The organism is Stenotrophomonas sp. 116085_Sma (assembly GCF_056479585.1).
In genome coordinates, this window is record NZ_CM151057.1 from 2,299,244 (window position 1) to 2,318,678 (window position 19,435).

Sequence of the window (19,435 nt, forward strand, 5' to 3'; positions counted from 1 at the left end):
GGTTCAGGCAGCTGCCGGATGGGACGACGTGCAACCCACCCTCGCGTGCGCAATCAATCGCGTGCGCGCAGATGCAGGCTGCCATCGCTGGCCGTGTGCACCTGCACCGGCAGGATCTCCGGCAACAGTGCAACAGCGGTCTCGGCGTGATCGGCATCGAACACGCCCGAGACCCGTAACGGTCCCAGCTGCGGGTCATCCAGCACGATCGGGCGGTCGTGATACCGCTGCAGGATGCGCAGCACTTCGGCCAGCGGCAGGCGATCGAACTGCAGGCGGCCATGGGTCCAGTCGGCCCGGTCCGGGCTGACCGGTTCGGGTGGCGACAACGATCCCGGCTGGGCCAGCATGCGCTGCCCCGGCTTCAGGCGCTGCTCGGCGCCCCGGCCATCCACGCGCACGCCCACCTCGCCGCGCCACAGGGTGACCTCGCTGAGGTTGCCCTGCCGGTCCACGTCGAACACCGTGCCGTAGTTGCGCACCCGCACCGGCCCGGCCTCGACCTCGAACGGGCGCCAGCTCGAGTGCTGCACCTGGAAACGGGCCTGGCCCTGCACCAGCACTACCTGTCGCGAGCGAATGTGCCTGCGAACCTGCAGATGGGTACCGGCGTCGAGCAGGAGATGGCTGCCATCGGGCAGGCGGATGTCGCGGCGTTCGCCCACCACAGTCCGATAGTCGTGCACCTGCCATGCCGGGTCGGCAATGAACACGCCGGTGGCCGCGATCAGCAGCAGCGGCAGGACGATCTTCGCCGCACGCCCACCGCGACGACGCTGCAGGGCATCCGCGCTGGGCATGGGGAAGCGTTCCTTCAGGGCGTCGCGATGCTGGTCCAGCACCTGGTCGGTGGTGGCGGGTTGGATCGGCGGTTGCGGTGTGGACGGCGGCGGCTGTGGACTCATCGCAGGCCAGCCGACAGGTGGCAATCGGCCATGGCCAGGCGCAGGTGGCGCTCCACCGCCTTGAGGCCGATGCCCATGCGCCGGGCGACCTCGGCCTGTGGCAGTTCATGGATCTTGTGCAGGATGAAGACCTGCTGGCGGCGGCAGGGCATGCGTTCGATGGTCGCGCCCAGTCGCTGCATGGCCTGCTGTCCCTGTGCCTGCTGCTCCGGCCCGGGGCGCGGGCAGGCGTCATCGGGCAGCTTGGCACGCCCCTCCACCCAGTGCCGGCGCAGATCCTCGGCGCGGCAGCGGTCCACCGCGGCATCGTGTGCGATCCGCCGCAGCAGCGCGACCGGTTGCCGTGCGTCATGCGCGACCGGACGCTCCAGCAGGCGCACGCAGACATCGTGCACCACCTCACGGGCCAGCCCCGGCGAGCGGAAACGGCGGCGCAGATATTCCACCAGTTCCTCGTAATGGCGCACCAGCGAGGACATCAACGGCGGCGCAGGCGGGCAGGGAGAGGGCAGGCGGGGCATCCGGACCGGCAGTGGAAGCAAAGGGCGGGCGCGGGAGGGCATCCCTGCGCGATGACGCAATACTAATGGGAACTGTTCTCGTTTGCCATGTGGCACGCGGGTCGGGATTGTTCGTCGGGGCTGGAAGGTGAAACCACGATCATCGGCTGGAGCGCAGAATCGGCGGCGGCTAGCCTGCCAGCGGGCTCAAGGAGATGGACCATGCACGTGCTTCTGGTGATGGTGGGTGGGGTGCTGCTGTTGGGCGTGTTCCTGCTGTTCGGGCGGCTGTGGAGCGTAGGCCAGTCACAGCTGCCTGCGGCCCTGATTGCGTTCATCGCCACCTGGTTGCTGGTGACGGTAGCCAACATGTGGGTGGGCGTGAGCAAGGCCGGCTATGCCGTCCGCGAGGAACTGCCGATCCTGCTGCTGGTGTTCGCCGTGCCGGCGTTGCTGGCCGGTCTGCTGTACTGGCGCCTGACGCGCTGAAGGACGGCCATGAGTACACGACTGCGGCTGCCCGCCCTGCGCCAGCGCGATGGCCACCATGCCCGCGTGACCTACGAAGAGTTGTTCTTCGACCTCGTCTATGTATTTGCGGTTACCCAGCTCAGCCATCACCTCCTGCACCACCTGGACCTGGTCGGCGTGAAGCAGACGCTGGTGCTGTGGTTCGCGGTCTGGCTGGGCTGGCAATACGCCTGCTGGGTCAGCAACTGGTTCGATCCGGAGGCGCCACGCATCCGTGGCCTGCTGTTCGTCACCATGCTGCTGGCGCTGCTGATGTCTTCGTCCATCCCCGAGGCCTTTGCCGATCGCGCCTGGGTGTTTGCCGGGGCCTACGCCACGATGCAGGTCGGGCGCACCGTGTTCGTGCTGCTGGAGGTCGGTCGCGGCCATCCGCTGGCGCCGAATTTCCGCCGGATGCTGGCCTGGGTCAGCGTCTCGGCGTGCTTCTGGCTGGCCGGGGCGGCCACCGAGGGCAATGCGCGGCTTGCGCTGTGGGCGGTGGCGGTCGCCTGCGAGTATGTCTCGCCGATGTTCGGTTTTGCGTTCCCGGGGCTGGGCCGTTCGCACACCCGTGAGTGGACCATCGAAGGTGGGCACCTGGCCGAGCGATGCCAGTTGTTCGTCATCGTCGCGCTGGGGGAGACCCTGTTGGCGACGGGGGGCGTACTCAGCGAGATCAAGCACTGGAGCAGCGCTGTGGTATCGGCGGTGTTGGCCACCTTCGCCGGGACCATCGCCATGTGGTGGCTGTACTTCGGCATCTCCAGCCGCGACGCCACCGAGGCGATCACCCATGCGGCCGACCCCGGGCGCATGGGCGCCAACTTCCACTACGTGCATGCACTGCTGATCGCGGGCATCATCGCCACAGCGGTGGGCAATGACCTGGTGATGGATCACCCGGGCGCGGCGGTCACGCCGGTGTATGCGACGGTGCTGGTGGCTGGGCCGCTGATCTACCTGCTGGGCAGCGCCTTGTACAAGCGGGTGGTCTACGGGCGTGCGCCCTGGTCGCATCTGTTCGGTGCCGTGGCGCTGGCCGTGCTGGGCGTCGCGCTGACGCAGGCCCATCTGCTGGCTGCCGGCTGGCTGACCAGTGCGGTGCTGCTGGCCGTGGGACTGATGGACACGCGGTTGAAGCGCCGCCTGCAAAGCGCCTGATCCGCACGTTGCCCGGCATTGCTTGCGCAGGCGTGCGACGGGTGTAGCGTTGGCAACGGGACGCATGGATCCGGGAGAGGCGCAGCATGCAGAACGTTCCGCAGTGGTTGGTGTGGGCCGGGTTGTCGGCGTGCTTCGCCGCGCTGACCGCGTTGTTCGCCAAGGTGGGCGTGAAGGGCGTCGACTCGGACCTGGCCATGGCGATCCGCACCCTGGTGGTGGCCGCGGTGATCCTGCCCTTGGTGGTGGTTACCGGCAAATGGTCCAATCCGCTGCTGTTGCCGGGTCGCACCCAGTTGTTCCTGGTGCTGTCTGCACTGGCCACCGGCGCTTCATGGCTGTTCTACTTCCGCGCGCTGCAAAGTGGTGAGCTGGCCAAGGTCGCGGTGGTCGACAAATTCAGTGTGGTGCTGGTGATCGTGCTGGCCTACCTGCTGCTGGGCGAACGACCGACCCTGCGGGAATGGAGCGGGATCGGCCTGGTGGTGGCCGGGGTGATCGTGCTGGCGACGAAGAAGTAGCGGCGTTCAAACCCATCGACGAGGGAGAGCAGGATGCAGGGCGAAGCGCACGGAACCTTTAAAGTGAACCTGCTGCCGATCGGTGGCAACGACGGCCCGATCGGGGTGATGTCGATCGACAAGGTCTTCCACGGTGACCTGCAGGGCAGCAGCGTCGGCCAGATGCTGGCGTTCCGCAGCCCGGTACAGGGCTCGGCCGGCTACGTGGCCATGGAGCGGGTGAGTGGCACGCTGGCCGGACGCCAGGGTGCTTTCACGCTGCAGCACAACGGCCTGATGACCCGTGGCAGGCCGGAGCTGAGCGTGGTGGTGGTGCCTGACTCGGGCAGTGAGGGGTTGCTCGGCCTGAGCGGCACACTGGAGATCACCATCAGTGAAGGCCGCCACGACTACCGGTTCGCCTATGCATTGCCGGAACCGGAATAGCCGGCTTCCGGATTCAAGCGCTGCCCGCCTGCAGGCGGTCATACATTCGCACCAGATCCACCAGGGTGCGCGCACCCATCTTGCGCATCACCTGTGCGCGGCGAACCTTCACCGTGATCTCGCTGACGCCCAGGTCGCCGGCGATCTGCTTGTTGAGACGGCCGCGCACCACGCCATCGACCACCTCGCGCTCACCGGTATTGAGTGTGGCCCAGCGCTGTTGCAGCGCGCCCAGTGCTTCGCCCTCGCGGCGCCGCAGGCGGTCGAGCTCGATGCCCTTGTGGATCGCATCGAGCAGTTCCTGGTCGCGGAAGGGTTTGGTCAGGAACTCGATGGCGCCGTCCTTGATCGCGTTGACGCCCATCGCGATGTCGCCGTGGCCGGTGATGAACACCACGGGCAGCTGCAGGCCCAGGCTGCCCATGCTGCGCTGGAACTCCAACCCGCTCTGGCCCGGCATGCGTACGTCCAGCACCAGGCACGCAGGGGTGTCTTCCAGTTCGTGTTCAAGGAAGGCCTGGGTGGAGGCGAAGGCGCGCACCTGCAGGCCCATCGAGGCCAGCAGGTCTTCCAGCGCCGCGCGCACCGATGGATCGTCGTCGACCACGTAGACGATCGGCGCCGGTTCGGCCGCAGGTGCAGGGGGCTTACGCATGAGGGGTATCCAGGGCGACGGGCAGGTCGAAGATGAAGCAGGCACCGCCGCCTGCGGGGCGTTCGGCGCGGATCTGGCCGTCATTGGCCTCGATCATTGAACGGCTCAGGCTGAGCCCGAGCCCCAAGCCGTGTGACTTGGTGGTCCAGAAGGCATCGAACACACGCTCGGGATGGTCGGCGGGCAGGCCGACGCCGCGGTCACGCACACTGAGACTGACCCGCTGGCCGTCACGCCGGGTCAGCAGTGACAGGCGCCGGTCGGCGGCGGGCACGCCTTCCATCGCGTCCACCGCATTGAGGATCAGGTTGCCGATCACCTGCTGCACTTGCACGCGATCGGCCTGCACCGGAGGCAGGTCGGCGTCCAGCAGCAGCGCCACGGCCACGCCGTGCTGGTCGAGCTCGCTGCGCGACAGCGCCAGCATTTCCTCCACCGCCTGGTTCAGATCGAAGGCGCGTCGTTCCGGTGCCGCGCCCTGGGTCAGGCCGCGGATGCGGGCGATCACGTCGCCGGCGCGGTGCGCATCGGCCAGGATGCGGGCCACGGTCTGCCGTGCCTTGTCCACGTTCGGCGGGTCCTGTGCCAGCCAGCGCTGGCAGGCTTCGGCGCTGCTGGCGATGGCGGCGAGCGGCTGGTTCACTTCATGCGCGATGGAGGTGGTGAGCTCGCCCACGGTGGAAGCGCGCGCCACCCGCAGCAGGCGGCCCTGTGCTTCCTGCACGGCGGCCTTGGCCGCTTCCATGTTCAGGGCGAGGTAGGTGGTGATGCCGATCACCAGCATGCCGATCACCGAGTTGACCAGGCCGATGCGGTAGGTGCCGAAGCGGGTCAGGAAGAAGCTCAGCCCGGTCAGCGCGATGCAGGCAATGGCCAGGGTGATAAGCCCGCGCGCGCTCAGTACGCGCGACGCGGCGAGGATGACTGCTGCGTAGAAGCAGGCGGCGGCAACCGCATAATCGGTGACGGTGTCGATCAGGAAGATCGCCGCCATCACGACGATCAGAGCCAGCAGCACCAGCGGGCGGCGGGGCGACAGCGATGGCATCGGGACGGCTCCCTGGCGTGGGCGGAAAGGATAGCAAAGCCGCCATTGGGTGGATGCCGGCCGGCAGTACCGAACCACTATTCCTCCAGGCTGGCGTTCCAGAACCCCTGCAGTACGCCGGGCGTCGTCGCCAGTGTGGCCAGCACCGCATCGAGCTCACCGGCATCGACGGTGGTGGCATACAGCACCGCCTCGATCTCCACGTCGCGCTCGCCGAACGGCCGCTGGTCCACCGCGCGCACCGGGTACTGCGCCTGCTCGAGCAGCAGCAACAACCGGTCCAGCACCTCGGCCTGCTGCTCGCGCTGGCAGACCACGTTGATCGCATAGGTCGCCTCGCTGAACGCTTCCGGCAGTGGCTGCCGCTGGATGCGGTTCACCACGGGCCGAAGCAAAGTATTGGCGGCCAGCACGAACACCGCCGCCAGTACCGCCTCAGGCAGCAGCTTGATGCCCGCACATGCGCCCACGGCCGCCGATCCCCACAGGGTGGCGGCGGTGTTCAGGCCGGACACCTGGGCGCCGTCCTTCATGATCGCGCCGGCACCGAGGAAGCCGACGCCGGAGATCACATAGGCAACCACATGCAGCGGCGACGGCGGGCCGCCGTACAGGTCATGGAAGCGTACCGCCAGATCGACGAACACCGCCGCTCCCACCGCCACCAGGGTGTTGGTACGCAGGCCGGCGGTGCGTTGCCGCAGCTGCCGTTCCAGGCCGATGATCGTGCCCAGCACGAATGCCACCGACAGGCTGATCAGCGAGCTGAGCGTTGCGCCGGCGTTGAACGCCGGCAGGTTGGGATTGATGTCCATTGTGTTTCTCCCTGGACCAGGCGGCGGGCGCTTACTGCCAGCCGTAACGGCGGATGTAGAACCGCTTCAGCGCAGTGGTCAGCACCGCATAGCCGAACAGGATCGCCACCAGGAAAGGCCAGTAGCCGGCCGGCAGGGCCTGCAGCTTGAAGTAGCCGGCCAACGGGCTCATCGGCAGGGCCACGCCGATGGCCATGATCAGGCCGGTCATCAGCAGCAGGGGCGGTGCAGCGATGCTCTGCAGGAACGGTACTTTCGGCGTACGGATCATGTGCACGATCAGGGTCTGGGTCAGCAGGCCGACCACGAACCAGCCGGATTGGAACAGGCCCTGGTCGGCCGGCGTGCGGGCATCGAACACGTACCACATCAACGCAAAGCAGGTCAGGTCGAAGATCGAGCTGATCGGCCCGAAGAAGACCATGAAGCGACCGATGTCCGTCGGGTTCCACTTCAGCGGCTTGCGCACCAGTTCCTCGTCCACGTTGTCGAACGGAATGGCGATCTGCGAGATGTCGTACAGCAGGTTCTGCACCAGCAGCTGCAGCGGCAGCATCGGCAGGAACGGCAGGAAGGCCGAGGCCACCAGCACCGAGAACACATTGCCGAAGTTGGAGCTGGCGGTCATGCGGATGTACTTCAGCATGTTGTTGAACGTGCGCCGGCCCTGGATGACACCTTCTTCCAGCACCATCAGGTTCTTTTCCAGCAGGATGATGTCGGCGGCCTCCTTGGCGATGTCCACGGCGCTGTCCACGCTGATGCCGATGTCGGCCGCACGCAGTGCCGGGGCATCGTTGATGCCGTCTCCAAGGAAGCCCACCACCTTGCCCTGAGCACGCAGCTCGCGCACCAGGCGCTCCTTGTGCAGCGGCGTCAGCCGGGCGAACACGCGATGGTGGTGCAGCGCCCGCGACAGCGCACCGTCATCCATGCGCTCGATCTGCGGGCCGGTCAGGATGGTGTCGGCATCCAGTCCCACCTGTGCGCAGACACGGGCGGTCACCAGTTCGTTGTCGCCAGTGAAGACCTTGACCTCCACGCCATGCGCGGCAAGCGCCTGCAGCGCCTGCGCGGCCGATTCCTTCGGCGGGTCGAGGAACGCCACGTAGCCGATCAGGGTCAGGCTACATTCGTCGGCCTGCGAATAGGCGGTCTGGCTGGCCGCGGTCTCCTTCATCGCCACCGCGACCACACGCAGGCCCTGTTCGTTCAGCTCCTCGGTGGTCTGCCGCACGCGGGCCAGGCGGCGCTCGTCCAGCGGCATGTCCTGGCCGTTTTCACGCACGGTGCTGCAGACCGCCAGCATCTCTTCTACCGCCCCCTTGCAGATCAGCTCGTGGTGGTCCTCGCGCTCGGAGACCACCACCGACATGCGGCGGCGCTCGAAGTCGAACGGAATCTCATCCACCTTGTGGTAGTCCTGCGACAGCCGCAGCGAACTCTGCAGCTCCACGTGCTCCAGTACCGCACGATCCAGCAGGTTGATCAGCCCGGTCTGGAAGTGGCTGTTGAGGTAAGCGAACTTCAGTACGTCTTCCGAATCGTGGCCGAACACATCGGTGTGGCGCTCCAGCGCGATCTTGTCCTGGGTAAGGGTGCCGGTCTTGTCGGTGCACAGTACTTCCATCGCGCCGAAGTTCTGGATGGCATCCAGCCGCTTGACGATCACCTTGCGCCGCGACAGCAGCACCGCGCCCTTGGCCAGGGTGGAAGTGACGATCATCGGCAGCATTTCCGGCGTCAGGCCCACCGCCACCGACAGCGCGAACAGGAAGGCCTCGGTCCAGTCGCCCTTGGTCCAGCCGTTGATCAGCAGCACGAACGGCACCATCACCAGCGCAAAGCGGATCAGCAGCCAGCTGACACTGTTGACGCCGGCCTGGAACGCGGTGGGTGCGCGGTCGGTGGCGGTGCTGCGCTGGGCCAGGGTGCCGAAGTAGGTGCGGTTACCGGTGGCCAGCACAATGGCGGTGGCCGTACCGGACACCACATTGGTGCCCATGAACAGCAGGTTGTGCTGCTCCAGCAGGCCGGCCAGCCCGTCGCCCGGGTGCGCGAACTTCTCCACCGGCAGCGACTCACCGGTCATTGCCGCCTGCGCCACGAACAGGTCCTTGGCACTCAGCACGCGGCAATCGGCCGGGATCATGTCGCCGGCCGACAGCACGATATGGTCACCGGGCACCAGCTCGCGGATCGGAAGGTCCAGCAGGCGCGCCGGGCGACGGCTGTGCAGGTGCGCGCCGAAGTACTGGTCGGCCACATCCGCAGCCTCGGTGCCGGGATTGCGGCGCAGCACGCGCGCAGTGTTGCCGACCAGTGCCTTCAGCCGCTCGGCCGCTCGGTTCGAACGACCCTCCTGCACGAAGCGGATCAGCGTGGACAGCAGCACCATCGCACCGATGACGATCGTCGCCTTGATGTCCTCGGTCAGCCAGGACACCGCCGCCAGCACGGTCAGCAGCAGGTTGAACGGATTGCGGTAGCACTGCCACAGGTGGCGCCACCACGGCAGCGGCCTTTCGTGATCCACCTCATTGGGGCCGAGCGTGGCCAGTCGCTCCTCGGCCTCATGCGGGCTGAGGCCATCGGCATGTGATTCCAGCGTGGCCAGCAGCTGGTCTTCATCCTGCTGGGCGAGGGTGACCAGGCCGGTGGTGAGTGCGAATGGTGCCGCTTCGGCGCTGCCCGGGCCGAAGCCGGCCTCGGGCATCGCGCGGCGGCGGAACAGGTTGCCTGCGCGACGGCTGCGCAGGAAGGCGTTGAACCAGGCGTTGAGCAGGCTCATGGGACGCTCCTTGAATGTCAGAGCCGGCCGGGGCCGGAACACGAAGGGAATGGACGAAACAGATCAGGCGTGGCGCATCGCCAGCACCGCCGGTGACCACGGCTGCATGTGCAGGCGCTGGCTGCCGCCGATGCACAGTGGCTTCATCGCATCGCGCAGGGGGTAGGGCAGGTGGCGCAGCACCGTGATGCGTTCGCTGATCGGCAGCAACGACAGCGCGTCGGCCACCACGCGTGGCGAGCCGAGCGACAGCGAACGGGCGAACATGACCGGGCCGTGCTGCAGCAGCTGGCTGCGCAGAGCGGCAACATCGCGCTCACCGATCAGGCGGCGCAGGGTGATGTAGAGGATCTTGTAGGACATGGGGGCGATCTCCAGGCAGGCGGCACCTGGCGATCCCCCCTCACTCAGACAGGCAGGGACCGGCGGGCAGGCGCCAGGAACAGGCAACAAGCGGGCATCCGGGGCGCGGTGCGCCCGGCAGGGTCGGGGTCCATCTGCGTCTCCATGAGGGGAGGGGCCGGCCAGGGCTGCCCTGGCCAGTGGCGCTATTGTCCGCCCCTGAATGGGGCAGTCCTAGAGGCTCGTGGGTTACCCCGGCTATACCTTGGTATAGCCGGGTACCCGTAGCGCCAATCGAGGGTTCAGTAATGGATCAATGCGAAGCGCTGGTCTGCTTGCAGACGTCGTACTCGCCACGGGTCAACGTCTTGTCACGGTCGGTATCGCAGGCATGCAGGCGTTCGGCCCAGTCCGGTGCTACCGCATCGACTTCCGCCAGGGTGACGATGCCGTCCTTGTCCCTGTCCAGCGACTCGTACGGCGGTATCAACTTCACTTCGGTGACGTCCTCGGCGGCGGTGGCCTTGCTCGCCTCCTGGGTCCTGGAACAGGCGCCCAGCAGCAGGGCCGCACAAAGCGAGAGTGCAATGGGAAGGTAGCGACAAGCGATCATGGCGTGCTCCTGAAGAAAAGGCGGACTACCGGTGCGGTGGTCACGGCCGGATCTTCTGCGGGAGGCTGTAAGTGGGCTGCGAAGAATGGGGCCCGTGGACCGTTGCCGGTGGGTCGCCATTCACCGGGCCGCACAGCTACGATTGCGCGGAGACGCCTGGGCGAGGTGGCTCGACGGAGACGGCTCGGTAGAGTCGACTGCTAGTCGACTATCGCGCGCAGCGCGGAGCTTTCAGCTTCCTGCCAAGAGCAGTCGACTAACAGCCGACTCTACCCTGGAACGGCAGGAAGCCGGCCAGCGGCCGGCACTCCCGTCTGCTTCAGAAGCGGTCGGCAAAGGCGTCCGTGGCCCGCACCAGCGCATCCACCGTGGCCGGCTCGTTGGCACTGTGGCCGGAGGTCACCATCTCCAGCCGCGCTTCCGGCCAGGCCTTGGCCAGGTCCCAGGCGCTGCGCGGCGGGCAGATGATGTCGTAGCGCCCCTGCACGATCACGCCCGGCAGGTGGCGGATGCGATCGATATCACGCAACAGCTGGTCCGGTTCCAGGAAGATGCCGTTGCGGAAGTAGTGCGCCTCGATGCGGGCCTTGGCGAGGGTATCCAGCGGGTCATCGGTGGATTCGGCATCCACGTCGTGCTGCAGGGTGGCCGCGTTGTCTTCCCAGCCCAGCCAGGCCTGCGCGGCTTCGATCCGGATCGCTTCATCCGGGCCATCCATGCGGCTCCAGTAGGCTGCGATCATGTCGCTGCGCTCGGCTTCCGGAATGTAGGCTTCATAGCGGTCCCAGCGCTCCGGGAAGATCCAGCGCGCACCGCCGTCGGCCTCGGCGAACCAGCGGTTTTCCATTTCGCGGCCGAGGAATACGCCGCGCACGATCAGGCCGGTGGCGCGCTCGGGATGCGCCTGTGCGTAGGCCAGTGACAGGGTCGACCCCCAGGAGCCGCCATAGACCAGCCAACGCTCGATGCCCAGGTGCTCACGCACCTTCTCGATGTCGGCCACCAGGTCCTGCGTGGTGTTGTCGCGCAGCTCGCCGAACGGTGTGGAGCGGCCGCTGCCACGCTGGTCGATCAACACGATGCGGTAGCGTGCCGGATCGAAGAAGCGGCGATGAGTGGGTGAAATGCCCGCGCCTGGGCCGCCGTGCAGGTACACCACCGGAATGCCGTCCGGTGTGCCGCACTCTTCGACATGCAGCGTGTGCAGATCGCTCACCGGCAGGGTGAACTCGCGGTAGGGCTCGATGGCGGGGTACAGGCTGCGCATGGCGGGTGTCTCACAAGCAGGGGCGGCCAGCATAGCGCCGCAGCCGGGTGCCTGCAGTGGCACATGCTTTCGCGATGCTGGAAATGGGCTGACCGATGCGCATAAGCTGCCGCGATGCAAGCGACCACGACCGGGACGTCAACCTTCAACTTCACTCTCCGCAGCGGCGCGCGCGAGCTGCTGAAGTGGATCGCACTGCTGGCCATGACCGGTGATCACGTGGCCAAGGTGGTCTTCGACGGCTACGTGCCGGTGGTCAGCGAACTGGGGCGCATTGCCTTCCCGCTGTTCGCGCTGGTGATGGCCTGCAACCTGGCCCAGCCCGGGGCCGACCTGCGCAAGTCGATGCGCCGGCTGGCGCTGTGGGGGCTGATCGCGCAGCCATTGCACGCATTCGCGTTTGGCGCCTGGTTGCCGCTCAACATCCTGCTTACCTTCACTTTGGCGGCCGTGGCCGTGCACGCGCTGGCGAACCATCGGCCCGTTCTGCTGTTGCTGGCTGCTGGCGTGCTGCCGATGTTCGTGGATTACCAGTGGGCGGGTGTCGGCTGCGTGCTGCTGGGGTGGATCGCGTTCCGGCATCGCGCGTGGTGGCTGCTGCTGGTCGGGCTCGCAGCGGTGTGCTGGGTCAACCACAACGGCTGGGCATTGCTGGCCGTACCGGTGGTGCTGCTGGCCGCGCGGGTAACATGGCCACTGCCGCGCTGGCGGTGGGCGTTCTACGGGTATTACGTGGGGCATCTGGCGGTGCTGGCGTTGGTTGCCCATCTGCTTGTGTAATGTCGGAACTGGCATGTCGAGTGTCTTGAATGCCGGATGCGGTCAAGGAATGCGCGTCGCAGGTGGGGGGTGAAGCATGCCGCCATCGGCGTGTGTAGAGTCGAGCCATGCCCGACTCAGCGGGCGAACCGGAGCCGAGCATGGCTCGGCTCTACACGTTCTGGGAAATCCACGCCATGCGTGACCGGCAAAGCGAGCCGAGCATGGCTCGACTCCACAGGTGATGCATGTCTGGCGTGGAGGCGCCTGTCTCAGAAGTCCATCGTCGCCGACACCAGCACCGTCCTCGGTGCACCCAGCGCCAGGCTCGACAACAACGGCATGCCCCAATACGCCTTGTTGGTCACGTTGTTCACACTGGCTCTCAGCGCAAGCGGTCGACCCGCCACGGTGGTGCTGTAGCGCGCCCCGACATCGAACAGCGTGCGGCCCGGCACCGACAGGCTGTTGTCGGCACTGATGTACTGCTTCGACATCGCCGTGGCATTGCCGGTCAAGGTCAGGCCCTGCAAGGTCGGCACATCCCACTCCACACCCAGCTTGGCCTGCCGCTGCGCAACCGCTGTGGCCATGCGGCCTTCATTCACGCCGCCTGCCGTGCGGGTCAGTTTCGGCTGCACATAGGCCACGCCGCCCAGCAGGCGCACGCCGTCCAGTGGCGCACCGAAGAAGCCCCATTCCAAACCGCGGTTCCGCTGTTCGCCGCCGAACGAGAAAATATTCGTGACCGGGTCGGTGTAGCTGCTGGGCCGCTTGATTTCGTACACGCTGAAGGTGTGCGCGAAGCTACCCATGTCCAGCTTCATGCCCAGCTCCTTCTGCTTGGTGCGGAACGGTGCGAACACATCGCCCGCGTTGGCGGCGGTCATCGGTGCGGTGGCGCCCTGGCTGAGGCCTTCGATGTAGTTGGTGTAGACCGAGATCGTGTCGGTGGCCTTCACCAGCAAGGCTGCCGCCGGGGTAGTAGCGCTCTCGTCATACCGCGAAGTACGTACGCCCGTGGCCACGTTGAAGGTCTCGCTGACTACCTGCTGGCGGCGCACGCCCAGCGTCAGCTGCACGCGGTCATCGGCGAAGGAGAGGGTATCGGCGAAGCCAAGGCTGTCCAGGCGCAGGTCGGTATGCGAGATGTGTGGCGCTACGAACGGCGCGGCCGGGCCCCACACCGGGTTGTAGAGGTTGGTGGTCCAGTCCCAGCCGGGCACGCTGCGGCGGCCATAGTCGTTCTGGGTGTGCTGGTAGTGGGTCACGTTGGCGGCCCATTGGTGGCCTACGCTACCGGTGCGGAAGCTGCCGCGCAGGCCGGCGTCACCGGATTGCTTCTTGATGTCAAAGGCCAACTGGCCGATCACAGTGCTGAAGTCGCCGGCCGGGTTGAGGATCTGCGCGCTGATCGAGCCGTTGTAGCGGTAGTTTGTCTTGCTGGTGCCATAGGCCAGGTAGGCCATCACGCTGTCATTGATGTCGAACTCGCCGCGTAGCATCGCGCCCTTGTCCTGGCTGTCCACGTAGGCCCAGTCCGGGTTGATCAGGGTGTCGCCCCGCGGCGGGCGGGGAATGGCGACGCCCGGTGCCAGGCCGACACCACGGGCCGGGCCGTCCACGCGATCGTCGGCGCTGTACAGATCGGCCGACAGGCGGGTGCGACCACCGCGCCAGTCCACTGCCAGCGATCCCAGTTGAACCTTCTTGCTCTGCTTGCCAACGGCGCCGTCGCCATCACGCCAGGCGCCGTTGAAGCGGATGCCGAACTGCTTGCCTGCGCCGAGGCGACGGCCCATGTCCACGTGGGCACCGAACTGCGCATCGGAGGCGAAGTTGGTGCTGACCCGCAGCAGCGGCTGCTCGCCAGCGCGCTTCGGCACCAGGTTCACCGCGCCGCCCACCGAGCCGCCCGGTGGCATGCCGTTGAGCAGCGCGGACGGCCCCTTCAGCACTTCGATGCGCTCGAACATCTCCGGCGAGGTGCGGTAGTAGGGCGCCATGCCGCTGAGGCCGTTGAAGGTGGTGTCGCTGGTGTTGGAGGCAAAGCCACGGATGGCATAGTTCTCGCTCCACGCGCCGGTGACGCCGTTGCTGAACACCGTCGGGTCGGTGGCGGCGATGACGTCGGTGAGGTCCTTGGCCTGGCGATCACGGATGAACGACTCGGTGTAGCTGACCGTGCTGAACGGCGTGTCCATGAAGTCCTTGTCGCCCAGCAGGCCAACACGACCGCCGCCCGCCACCTGTCCTCCGGCATAGTCGGCGGTGGCCCGTCGCTGTTCCTGCACCTGCACCGAGGGCAGGGTGGACGGCGCGGAGTCGGCCAGCGCGGCAAACGAGGCCAGCAGCCCCAGCGCGAGGGTCGAAACGCGATAGCGCCGGGCCAGGCCGGGCGGCTGCATCGGCAGCCGGGTAGTTGCCACGGCCGGACGGATGGGCGAAGAGGGGAGGTCAAACACGGTCATGCCAGATTCCTGTGAATCGCAGGTGCGAACGCGCCTGGCGCGTTGCCAACGGCAAGCACGCGGGAGGGCGCAGCGCAGGGTTGTCGGCTGGGTGGGGACCTGGCGGGAAGTGAGCCACGGGCTCGATTCCGGATGGCGGCGGGGTGCGGCCCAGACGCATTCCGAATTAGTTGAGTAAAATAAACTAAACCATATGAAGCGGACAAGAGGGTCCTTTTACTGGCACCCTCGCGACGGTATGAGCATGCAACCCGAGATCCCGGCGCCGGCCCGTGGCCGCCCGCCCACCATCACTCCCGAGCGTCTGGCTGACATCGGCATCAAGCTGGGCCTGCCGAACCTGACCATGGCCAACGTGGCCGCCGAGCTGGCGGTGACCCAGGCCGCGCTCTACAAGCGTGTGGCCAACCTGGAGGCCTTGAAGCGGCTGGTGGCCGATACGGTGTTCCAGCGCTGGCAGATTCCGCGCGCGTCGGTCGAGGCGCCGGGTGGGCTGCAGGGCTACCTGATGGTCTTCGTGGAATCGCTGTGCGAGGTGGTGAAAGCGCACCCTGGATTGCCGCCCTACCTGTTGCGGCGCTCGGTGGCGACCACGCCGATGCTGGAAAAGATCGCCTCGCACCAGGCCCATGTGGCCGAAGTATTCGGCCTGCCGTTGGACAAGGCGCGCTGGGTGCTGGCCACGATTGCGTTCTACTGCATTGCCGGTGCGGACACGGTGTATGGGCTGGTGGATGACGAGGCCGAAGCGTTGACCGGGCGGCGCGTGCAGGACGAGGAAGTGATTGCCGAGTTCAGGCAGGGCATGCGTGCGCTGGTGATCGGCTCGCTGGACGTACTCGGCGTCCGGTAGATCCACGCCATGCGTGGATACCGGCACACGGTCCGCCAGGGCCCCATCCACGCATGGCGCGGATCTACAATGCGGCCATGCCTGCCACGCCCACCCTCGATGATCTGCGCCGCCACGCGGTGGCGCGCACGCTGTTCAAACCCACCACGCTGTTGGCCGCGATCCGGCGCCTGGGTTTCGTGCAGGCCGACCCGATCCGCGCACCGGCACGGGCACAGGACCTGACCCTGCGCCACCGGGTGAAGGACTACCGTGCAGGCGATCTTGAGCGGCGCTATGCGCGCCTGCCGGTGGAAGAGGACTGCCTGGTGAACTACGGCTTCCTGCCGCGCGAGCATCTGGCGCTGATGCACCCGCGCGTGTCCAAGCGCGAGTGGGACGCCGAGACCCATCGTCGTGCGGCCGACGTGCTGGCGTTCGTGCGCGAGCGCGGCAGCGTGCACCCGCGTGAGGTTGACCAGGCGTTTGCGCATGGGCGGGTGACCAACTACTGGGGCGGCACCAGCAATGCCAGTACGCATCTGCTGGATGGCATGCACTACCGTGGCCTGCTGCGCGTGCAGCGGCGCGACAGTGGCACCCGCATCTATGCAGTGGCCGAGCATGCCGAGCTGGATGCCAGCGAACAAGCGCAGGTCGAACGCGCGGCCGCCCTGATCGACCTGGTGGTGCGCAAGTACGCGCCGCTGCCCTCGGCCAGCCTGACCTATCTGGTGCGGCTGCTGGGCTACGGTGCACCGCATCTGGCCGAACAGAGCCGGCAGGCGCTGAAGCTGGCCAAGCAACAGCTGGCCAGCTGCACGCTGGATGGAACGACCTGGTACTGGCCAGCCAACGAGAACCCGCGATCGCGCCGACACGCACCGGACGAGCAGGTGCGCCTGCTGGCACCGTTCGACCCGGTGGTGTGGGACCGCCGCCGCTTCGAGCTGCTATGGGGCTGGGTCTACAAGTTCGAAGCCTACACACCCGCACCGAAGCGCCAGTACGGCTACTACGCATTGCCAGTGCTATGGCACGACCAGGTGGTGGGCTGGGCCAACGTCAGCATGCGTGACGGTGAGCTGGCATCCAGCGTGGGCTATGCCGGCAAGTCGCTGGCCCGTGACAAGGTGTTTCGTGGCGCGTTGGACGAAGAACTGCAACGCATGGCCGCTTTTCTGTAGAGCCGAGCCATGCTCGGCTGCGCGTTGCGCTGAGCTGCGTTTCGGTATCCATGAGACCCACCTATTGCGCGCGGGGCGCACGAAGGGCAGCCGAGCATGGGCTCGGCTCTACAAGGCGATGATCGAGGCGGACCCTTGAGCAATCTCAACGCCGCGCATGTACCGGCCAGCGGATCTCGAATGAACTGCCGCCACGTTCGGTAGCCCGGCACCGCGCGGTTCCGTGATGGGCCACGGCAATCGCACGCACGACCGCCAGGCCGAGCCCGGAACCGCCGCTCTGCCGCGAGCGCGAGACATCGGTGCGCTGGAAGGCCTCGAAGATGCTGTCGCGCAGTTCGTCCGGCACGCCAGGCCCCCCATCTTCCACGGCCACCGTGCAATGCCCCTCGGCGAGGGTGACGCGTACCCGCAGCGGGCAGGGGATGGCATGGCGACGGGCATTTTCCAGCAGCGCCAGCACCGCCTGGCGGATGCGGGCCGGATCGCAGTCCGCCAGCGACGGCCGCGCGTCCAGGCTCACCGAGAAGCCACTTTCGGCCAGCGCCTCGGACATCGCCTCCACCACTGCCGCCACCTGCACGCTGACGTCGCTGCGTTGCAGGCGCAGGTCGAGATGGCCGCTCTCGGCCAGGCTGACCACGCGCAGGTCCTCGATGATGCGGGTCAGGCCTTCCAGCTGGGTGAGCATGCTGTTGAACTGCTCGGGGCCCGGCTCGAATACACCTTCGGCGATGCCTTGGAGGCGGCCGCGCAGAATGGTCATCGGGGTGCGCAGTTCATGCGCGATCGCCGCGTTCCAGAACACCCGGTTCTCCGACATCCGGCTCAATCGCTCGGCCATGGAATTGAAGTCGCTGACCAGCGTGGCGGCCTCGGTCATCGAGGTGTCACCGCCGCGCGCGCGGGCCTCCAGATCGCCACTGGCGACCCGGCGCAGGCTCTCGGCCACCGAGTTCAACGGGGTGATGATGCGCCGGGTCAGGCGCGAGGCGACCAGCGTGGCGAAGATGACGACGACGGTGGCGGTCAGGCCGATCCACAACCATTCCAGCCCGGACGGCATGATCGTTTCCGGCTCGTCATACCAGCGCGGATAGAACACCTCCATCAGGTAGTAGAACAGGTAGAACCCGCTGATCGACAGCACCGTCGAACACAGGGATGCGACCGTGATGGAAAGCGTGATCTGGCGGCCGATGCTCTTGCCTTTGGGGTTCATCATTCAGTCCAGGAAACGATAGCCAACGCCGCGGATGGTGGCGGGAATGCCGATCACGCCGACGTCTTCCAGCTTGCGGCGCAGCTTGCTGACGTGGCTGTCGACGGTGCGCTCCTGCGCATCGCCTTCGGGCAGGCAGGCATGCAGGAGGTCCACACGTGCATGCACCTGGCGGGGGGCGCGGGCCATGTGCACCAGCAGGCGGAACTCGGTGAGGGTGAAGTTCAGGGCATGCACCTGCTCGCCAAGGCGCACCGTCACCTCGTGGCTGCGCAGGTCGATCTCGAATGGCCCCTGGCGGATCAGGCCACTGGGCTCTTCGACCACGGTACGGGCGCTGCGACGCAGTACAGCCTGGATGCGTGCCACGATCTCGGCCGGGTTGAATGGCTTGGCCACATAGTCGTCGGCACCCACGCGCAGGCCGGTCAGCTTGTCCACGTCCTGGTCGAGCGCGGTGAGCATGATCACCGGCGTGTTGCCGCGCCGCCGCAGTTCGCTCAGCACCTGCCAGCCATCGAGTTTGGGCATCTGCACATCCAGCAGCACGAGGTCCGGGCGCAGCTGGCGGTGGCTGGCCAGGGCCGCTTCGCCGTCGGCGGCGCGGGCGCTGCGCAGCCCGGAGCGGGCCAGGTAGGCGCCGAGGATATCGGCGATTTCGCCCTCATCTTCGGCAATCAGCACCAGGGGGGCCTGTCGGGAGCGGAGATCGTGTTTCATTGCGTTCTGCAGCATCATGGCAAGGTCCGGAAGTGGCGGCATCAAGGGCAGCGTCATCGTCGTTGCTCCATCGCCTGCGCTTCCTCGTCCGCTGCCCAGGCCAGGGTGGCCAGCACCAGCGTGCGCTGAAGGCTGGGCTGCACTGCACCCGCGCGGTGCAGCTGTTGCACCAACAGCGCGGACACAGAGGCTGGCAGCTTGCGCCAGCGCGATGCCATGGGCGTCGCCTCAACCCGAGCCTGCAGCCTGCGCGCCATGCCCACGACGGCGTGCAGGCGCAGCGCCAGCAGGATGACAACCAGTGCGGCGGCCAAGGCAAGCAGGCCCTGCAGGGTGGCAGTGCCGGCGGTCGGGAGCGCCGCCGCCCAGACGGCCAGGCCAATCAGGGCCAGTGACGCCACAGCCCCCGCGCGGCCTGCGTGACCAGGGCCATCGCTGCGGAACCACGCCAGCGCGGCGGCTCCGAAGCCCGCCAGCAAGGGCGGCATGGGACGGGGGCTGGCCAGCAGCCAGGTGGAGGTCGACGCCAGAACCAGTGCGATCAACCACGGCGAAGGCGCGCACCACCCCAGGTAGGCACGGCGCACATCGATGGGTGGCAGGTCTGGACAGGAAAGGGACACGGCAGGCTGGCAGTCGGCGAGGCCGACGAGGCTAGCGACCGTTGATGGAGACTCGGTCGAGATTGTG

General features: G+C 67.1%; 20 protein-coding genes. 7 read left to right on the plus strand and 13 right to left on the minus strand.

From position 1 onward, the window contains the following. Positions 1–53 precede the first annotated feature (53 nt). Together ACZK0Z_RS10780 and ACZK0Z_RS10785 are read right to left on the minus strand one after the other, a co-directional pair. Positions 54–905: a FecR family protein gene (locus ACZK0Z_RS10780; protein WP_049427753.1), complete on the minus strand. Its 852-nt coding sequence runs from the start codon at positions 903–905 to the stop codon at positions 54–56. Beyond that, the gene (locus ACZK0Z_RS10785; RefSeq protein ID WP_100443840.1) at positions 902–1,426 is read right to left on the minus strand and encodes an RNA polymerase sigma factor; all 525 of its coding nucleotides are present in this window, start codon (positions 1,424–1,426) and stop codon (positions 902–904) included. Before ACZK0Z_RS10785 ends, ACZK0Z_RS10780 begins: the two co-directional genes overlap by 4 nt. 201 nt (positions 1,427–1,627) lie before the next feature. Between ACZK0Z_RS10785 and ACZK0Z_RS10790 the strand changes: the two genes are divergently transcribed. The 4 genes from ACZK0Z_RS10790 to ACZK0Z_RS10805 all read left to right on the plus strand — a co-directional run bounded on the left by ACZK0Z_RS10790 (position 1,628) and on the right by ACZK0Z_RS10805 (position 4,023). Beyond that, entirely contained in the window at positions 1,628–1,894 is a 267-nt protein-coding gene (locus ACZK0Z_RS10790) for a hypothetical protein (RefSeq protein WP_197631911.1), read from the plus strand. A 9-nt stretch (positions 1,895–1,903) separates the two neighbouring features. Continuing rightward, positions 1,904–3,076 carry a low temperature requirement protein A gene (locus ACZK0Z_RS10795; RefSeq protein WP_197631912.1) on the plus strand — a complete coding sequence of 391 codons (1,173 nt, stop codon included), beginning with the start codon at positions 1,904–1,906 and terminating at the stop codon, positions 3,074–3,076. Positions 3,077–3,162: 86 nt separating this feature from the next. Further along, positions 3,163–3,597 carry an EamA family transporter gene (locus tag ACZK0Z_RS10800; protein ID WP_049427888.1) on the plus strand — a complete coding sequence of 145 codons (435 nt, stop codon included), beginning with the start codon at positions 3,163–3,165 and terminating at the stop codon, positions 3,595–3,597. Positions 3,598–3,630: 33 nt separating this feature from the next. Further along, a complete protein-coding gene (locus ACZK0Z_RS10805; protein WP_049427886.1) occupies positions 3,631–4,023 on the plus strand; it encodes a DUF3224 domain-containing protein in 393 nt (130 codons plus the stop codon). 13 nt (positions 4,024–4,036) lie between these two features. Here ACZK0Z_RS10805 and ACZK0Z_RS10810 read toward each other — a convergent pair whose 3' ends face one another. The 7 genes from ACZK0Z_RS10810 to pip all read right to left on the minus strand — a co-directional run bounded on the left by ACZK0Z_RS10810 (position 4,037) and on the right by pip (position 11,554). Next, positions 4,037–4,678 carry a response regulator transcription factor gene (locus tag ACZK0Z_RS10810; RefSeq protein ID WP_100443841.1) on the minus strand — a complete coding sequence of 214 codons (642 nt, stop codon included), beginning with the start codon at positions 4,676–4,678 and terminating at the stop codon, positions 4,037–4,039. Beyond that, positions 4,671–5,726, minus strand: a complete 1,056-nt coding sequence (locus ACZK0Z_RS10815; protein WP_049430486.1) for a sensor histidine kinase — start codon at positions 5,724–5,726, stop codon at positions 4,671–4,673. The genes ACZK0Z_RS10810 and ACZK0Z_RS10815 overlap by 8 nt, the downstream gene beginning before the upstream one ends. A gap of 77 nt (positions 5,727–5,803) precedes the next feature. Beyond that, positions 5,804–6,541 carry an MgtC/SapB family protein gene (locus ACZK0Z_RS10820; RefSeq protein WP_049430484.1) on the minus strand — a complete coding sequence of 246 codons (738 nt, stop codon included), beginning with the start codon at positions 6,539–6,541 and terminating at the stop codon, positions 5,804–5,806. 31 nt (positions 6,542–6,572) lie between these two features. Then, positions 6,573–9,332 (minus strand): magnesium-translocating P-type ATPase, encoded by a 2,760-nt coding sequence (gene mgtA / locus ACZK0Z_RS10825; protein WP_197631914.1) that lies wholly within the window; start codon positions 9,330–9,332, stop codon positions 6,573–6,575. 63 nt (positions 9,333–9,395) lie between these two features. Next, positions 9,396–9,695 carry a hypothetical protein gene (locus ACZK0Z_RS10830; RefSeq protein WP_005413574.1) on the minus strand — a complete coding sequence of 100 codons (300 nt, stop codon included), beginning with the start codon at positions 9,693–9,695 and terminating at the stop codon, positions 9,396–9,398. A 292-nt stretch (positions 9,696–9,987) separates the two neighbouring features. Further along, positions 9,988–10,287: an EF-hand domain-containing protein gene (locus tag ACZK0Z_RS10835; protein WP_049430480.1), complete on the minus strand. Its 300-nt coding sequence runs from the start codon at positions 10,285–10,287 to the stop codon at positions 9,988–9,990. Between the two features lie 319 nt (positions 10,288–10,606). Beyond that, the gene (gene pip, locus ACZK0Z_RS10840; protein WP_197619257.1) at positions 10,607–11,554 is read right to left on the minus strand and encodes a prolyl aminopeptidase; all 948 of its coding nucleotides are present in this window, start codon (positions 11,552–11,554) and stop codon (positions 10,607–10,609) included. Positions 11,555–11,668: 114 nt separating this feature from the next. Here pip and ACZK0Z_RS10845 point away from each other — a divergent pair, with 114 nt between their 5' ends. Further along, positions 11,669–12,334, plus strand: coding sequence for a TraX family protein (locus ACZK0Z_RS10845; protein ID WP_049430475.1), 666 nt, complete (start codon positions 11,669–11,671; stop codon positions 12,332–12,334). Positions 12,335–12,585: 251 nt separating this feature from the next. Here the strand turns inward: ACZK0Z_RS10845 and ACZK0Z_RS10850 are convergent, their stop codons facing one another. Next, a complete protein-coding gene (locus ACZK0Z_RS10850) occupies positions 12,586–14,721 on the minus strand; it encodes a TonB-dependent receptor (RefSeq protein ID WP_414489305.1) in 2,136 nt (711 codons plus the stop codon). 301 nt (positions 14,722–15,022) lie between these two features. Between ACZK0Z_RS10850 and ACZK0Z_RS10855 the strand changes: the two genes are divergently transcribed. Together ACZK0Z_RS10855 and ACZK0Z_RS10860 are read left to right on the plus strand one after the other, a co-directional pair. Then, complete coding sequence (locus ACZK0Z_RS10855; protein WP_049430471.1) at positions 15,023–15,637, plus strand: TetR/AcrR family transcriptional regulator; 615 nt, start codon at positions 15,023–15,025, stop codon at positions 15,635–15,637. Between the two features lie 77 nt (positions 15,638–15,714). Then, complete coding sequence (locus ACZK0Z_RS10860; RefSeq protein ID WP_049430501.1) at positions 15,715–16,803, plus strand: DNA glycosylase AlkZ-like family protein; 1,089 nt, start codon at positions 15,715–15,717, stop codon at positions 16,801–16,803. A 145-nt stretch (positions 16,804–16,948) separates the two neighbouring features. Here the strand turns inward: ACZK0Z_RS10860 and ACZK0Z_RS10865 are convergent, their stop codons facing one another. The 3 genes from ACZK0Z_RS10865 to ACZK0Z_RS10875 are packed head-to-tail and all read right to left on the minus strand — an operon-like array spanning position 16,949 to position 19,368. Then, the gene (locus ACZK0Z_RS10865) at positions 16,949–18,025 is read right to left on the minus strand and encodes an ATP-binding protein (protein WP_197631916.1); all 1,077 of its coding nucleotides are present in this window, start codon (positions 18,023–18,025) and stop codon (positions 16,949–16,951) included. Between the two features lie 3 nt (positions 18,026–18,028). After that, positions 18,029–18,745 (minus strand): response regulator, encoded by a 717-nt coding sequence (locus ACZK0Z_RS10870; RefSeq protein ID WP_197619253.1) that lies wholly within the window; start codon positions 18,743–18,745, stop codon positions 18,029–18,031. Between the two features lie 53 nt (positions 18,746–18,798). Further along, the gene (locus ACZK0Z_RS10875; protein WP_197631917.1) at positions 18,799–19,368 is read right to left on the minus strand and encodes a hypothetical protein; all 570 of its coding nucleotides are present in this window, start codon (positions 19,366–19,368) and stop codon (positions 18,799–18,801) included. Positions 19,369–19,435: the final 67 nt, after the last annotated feature.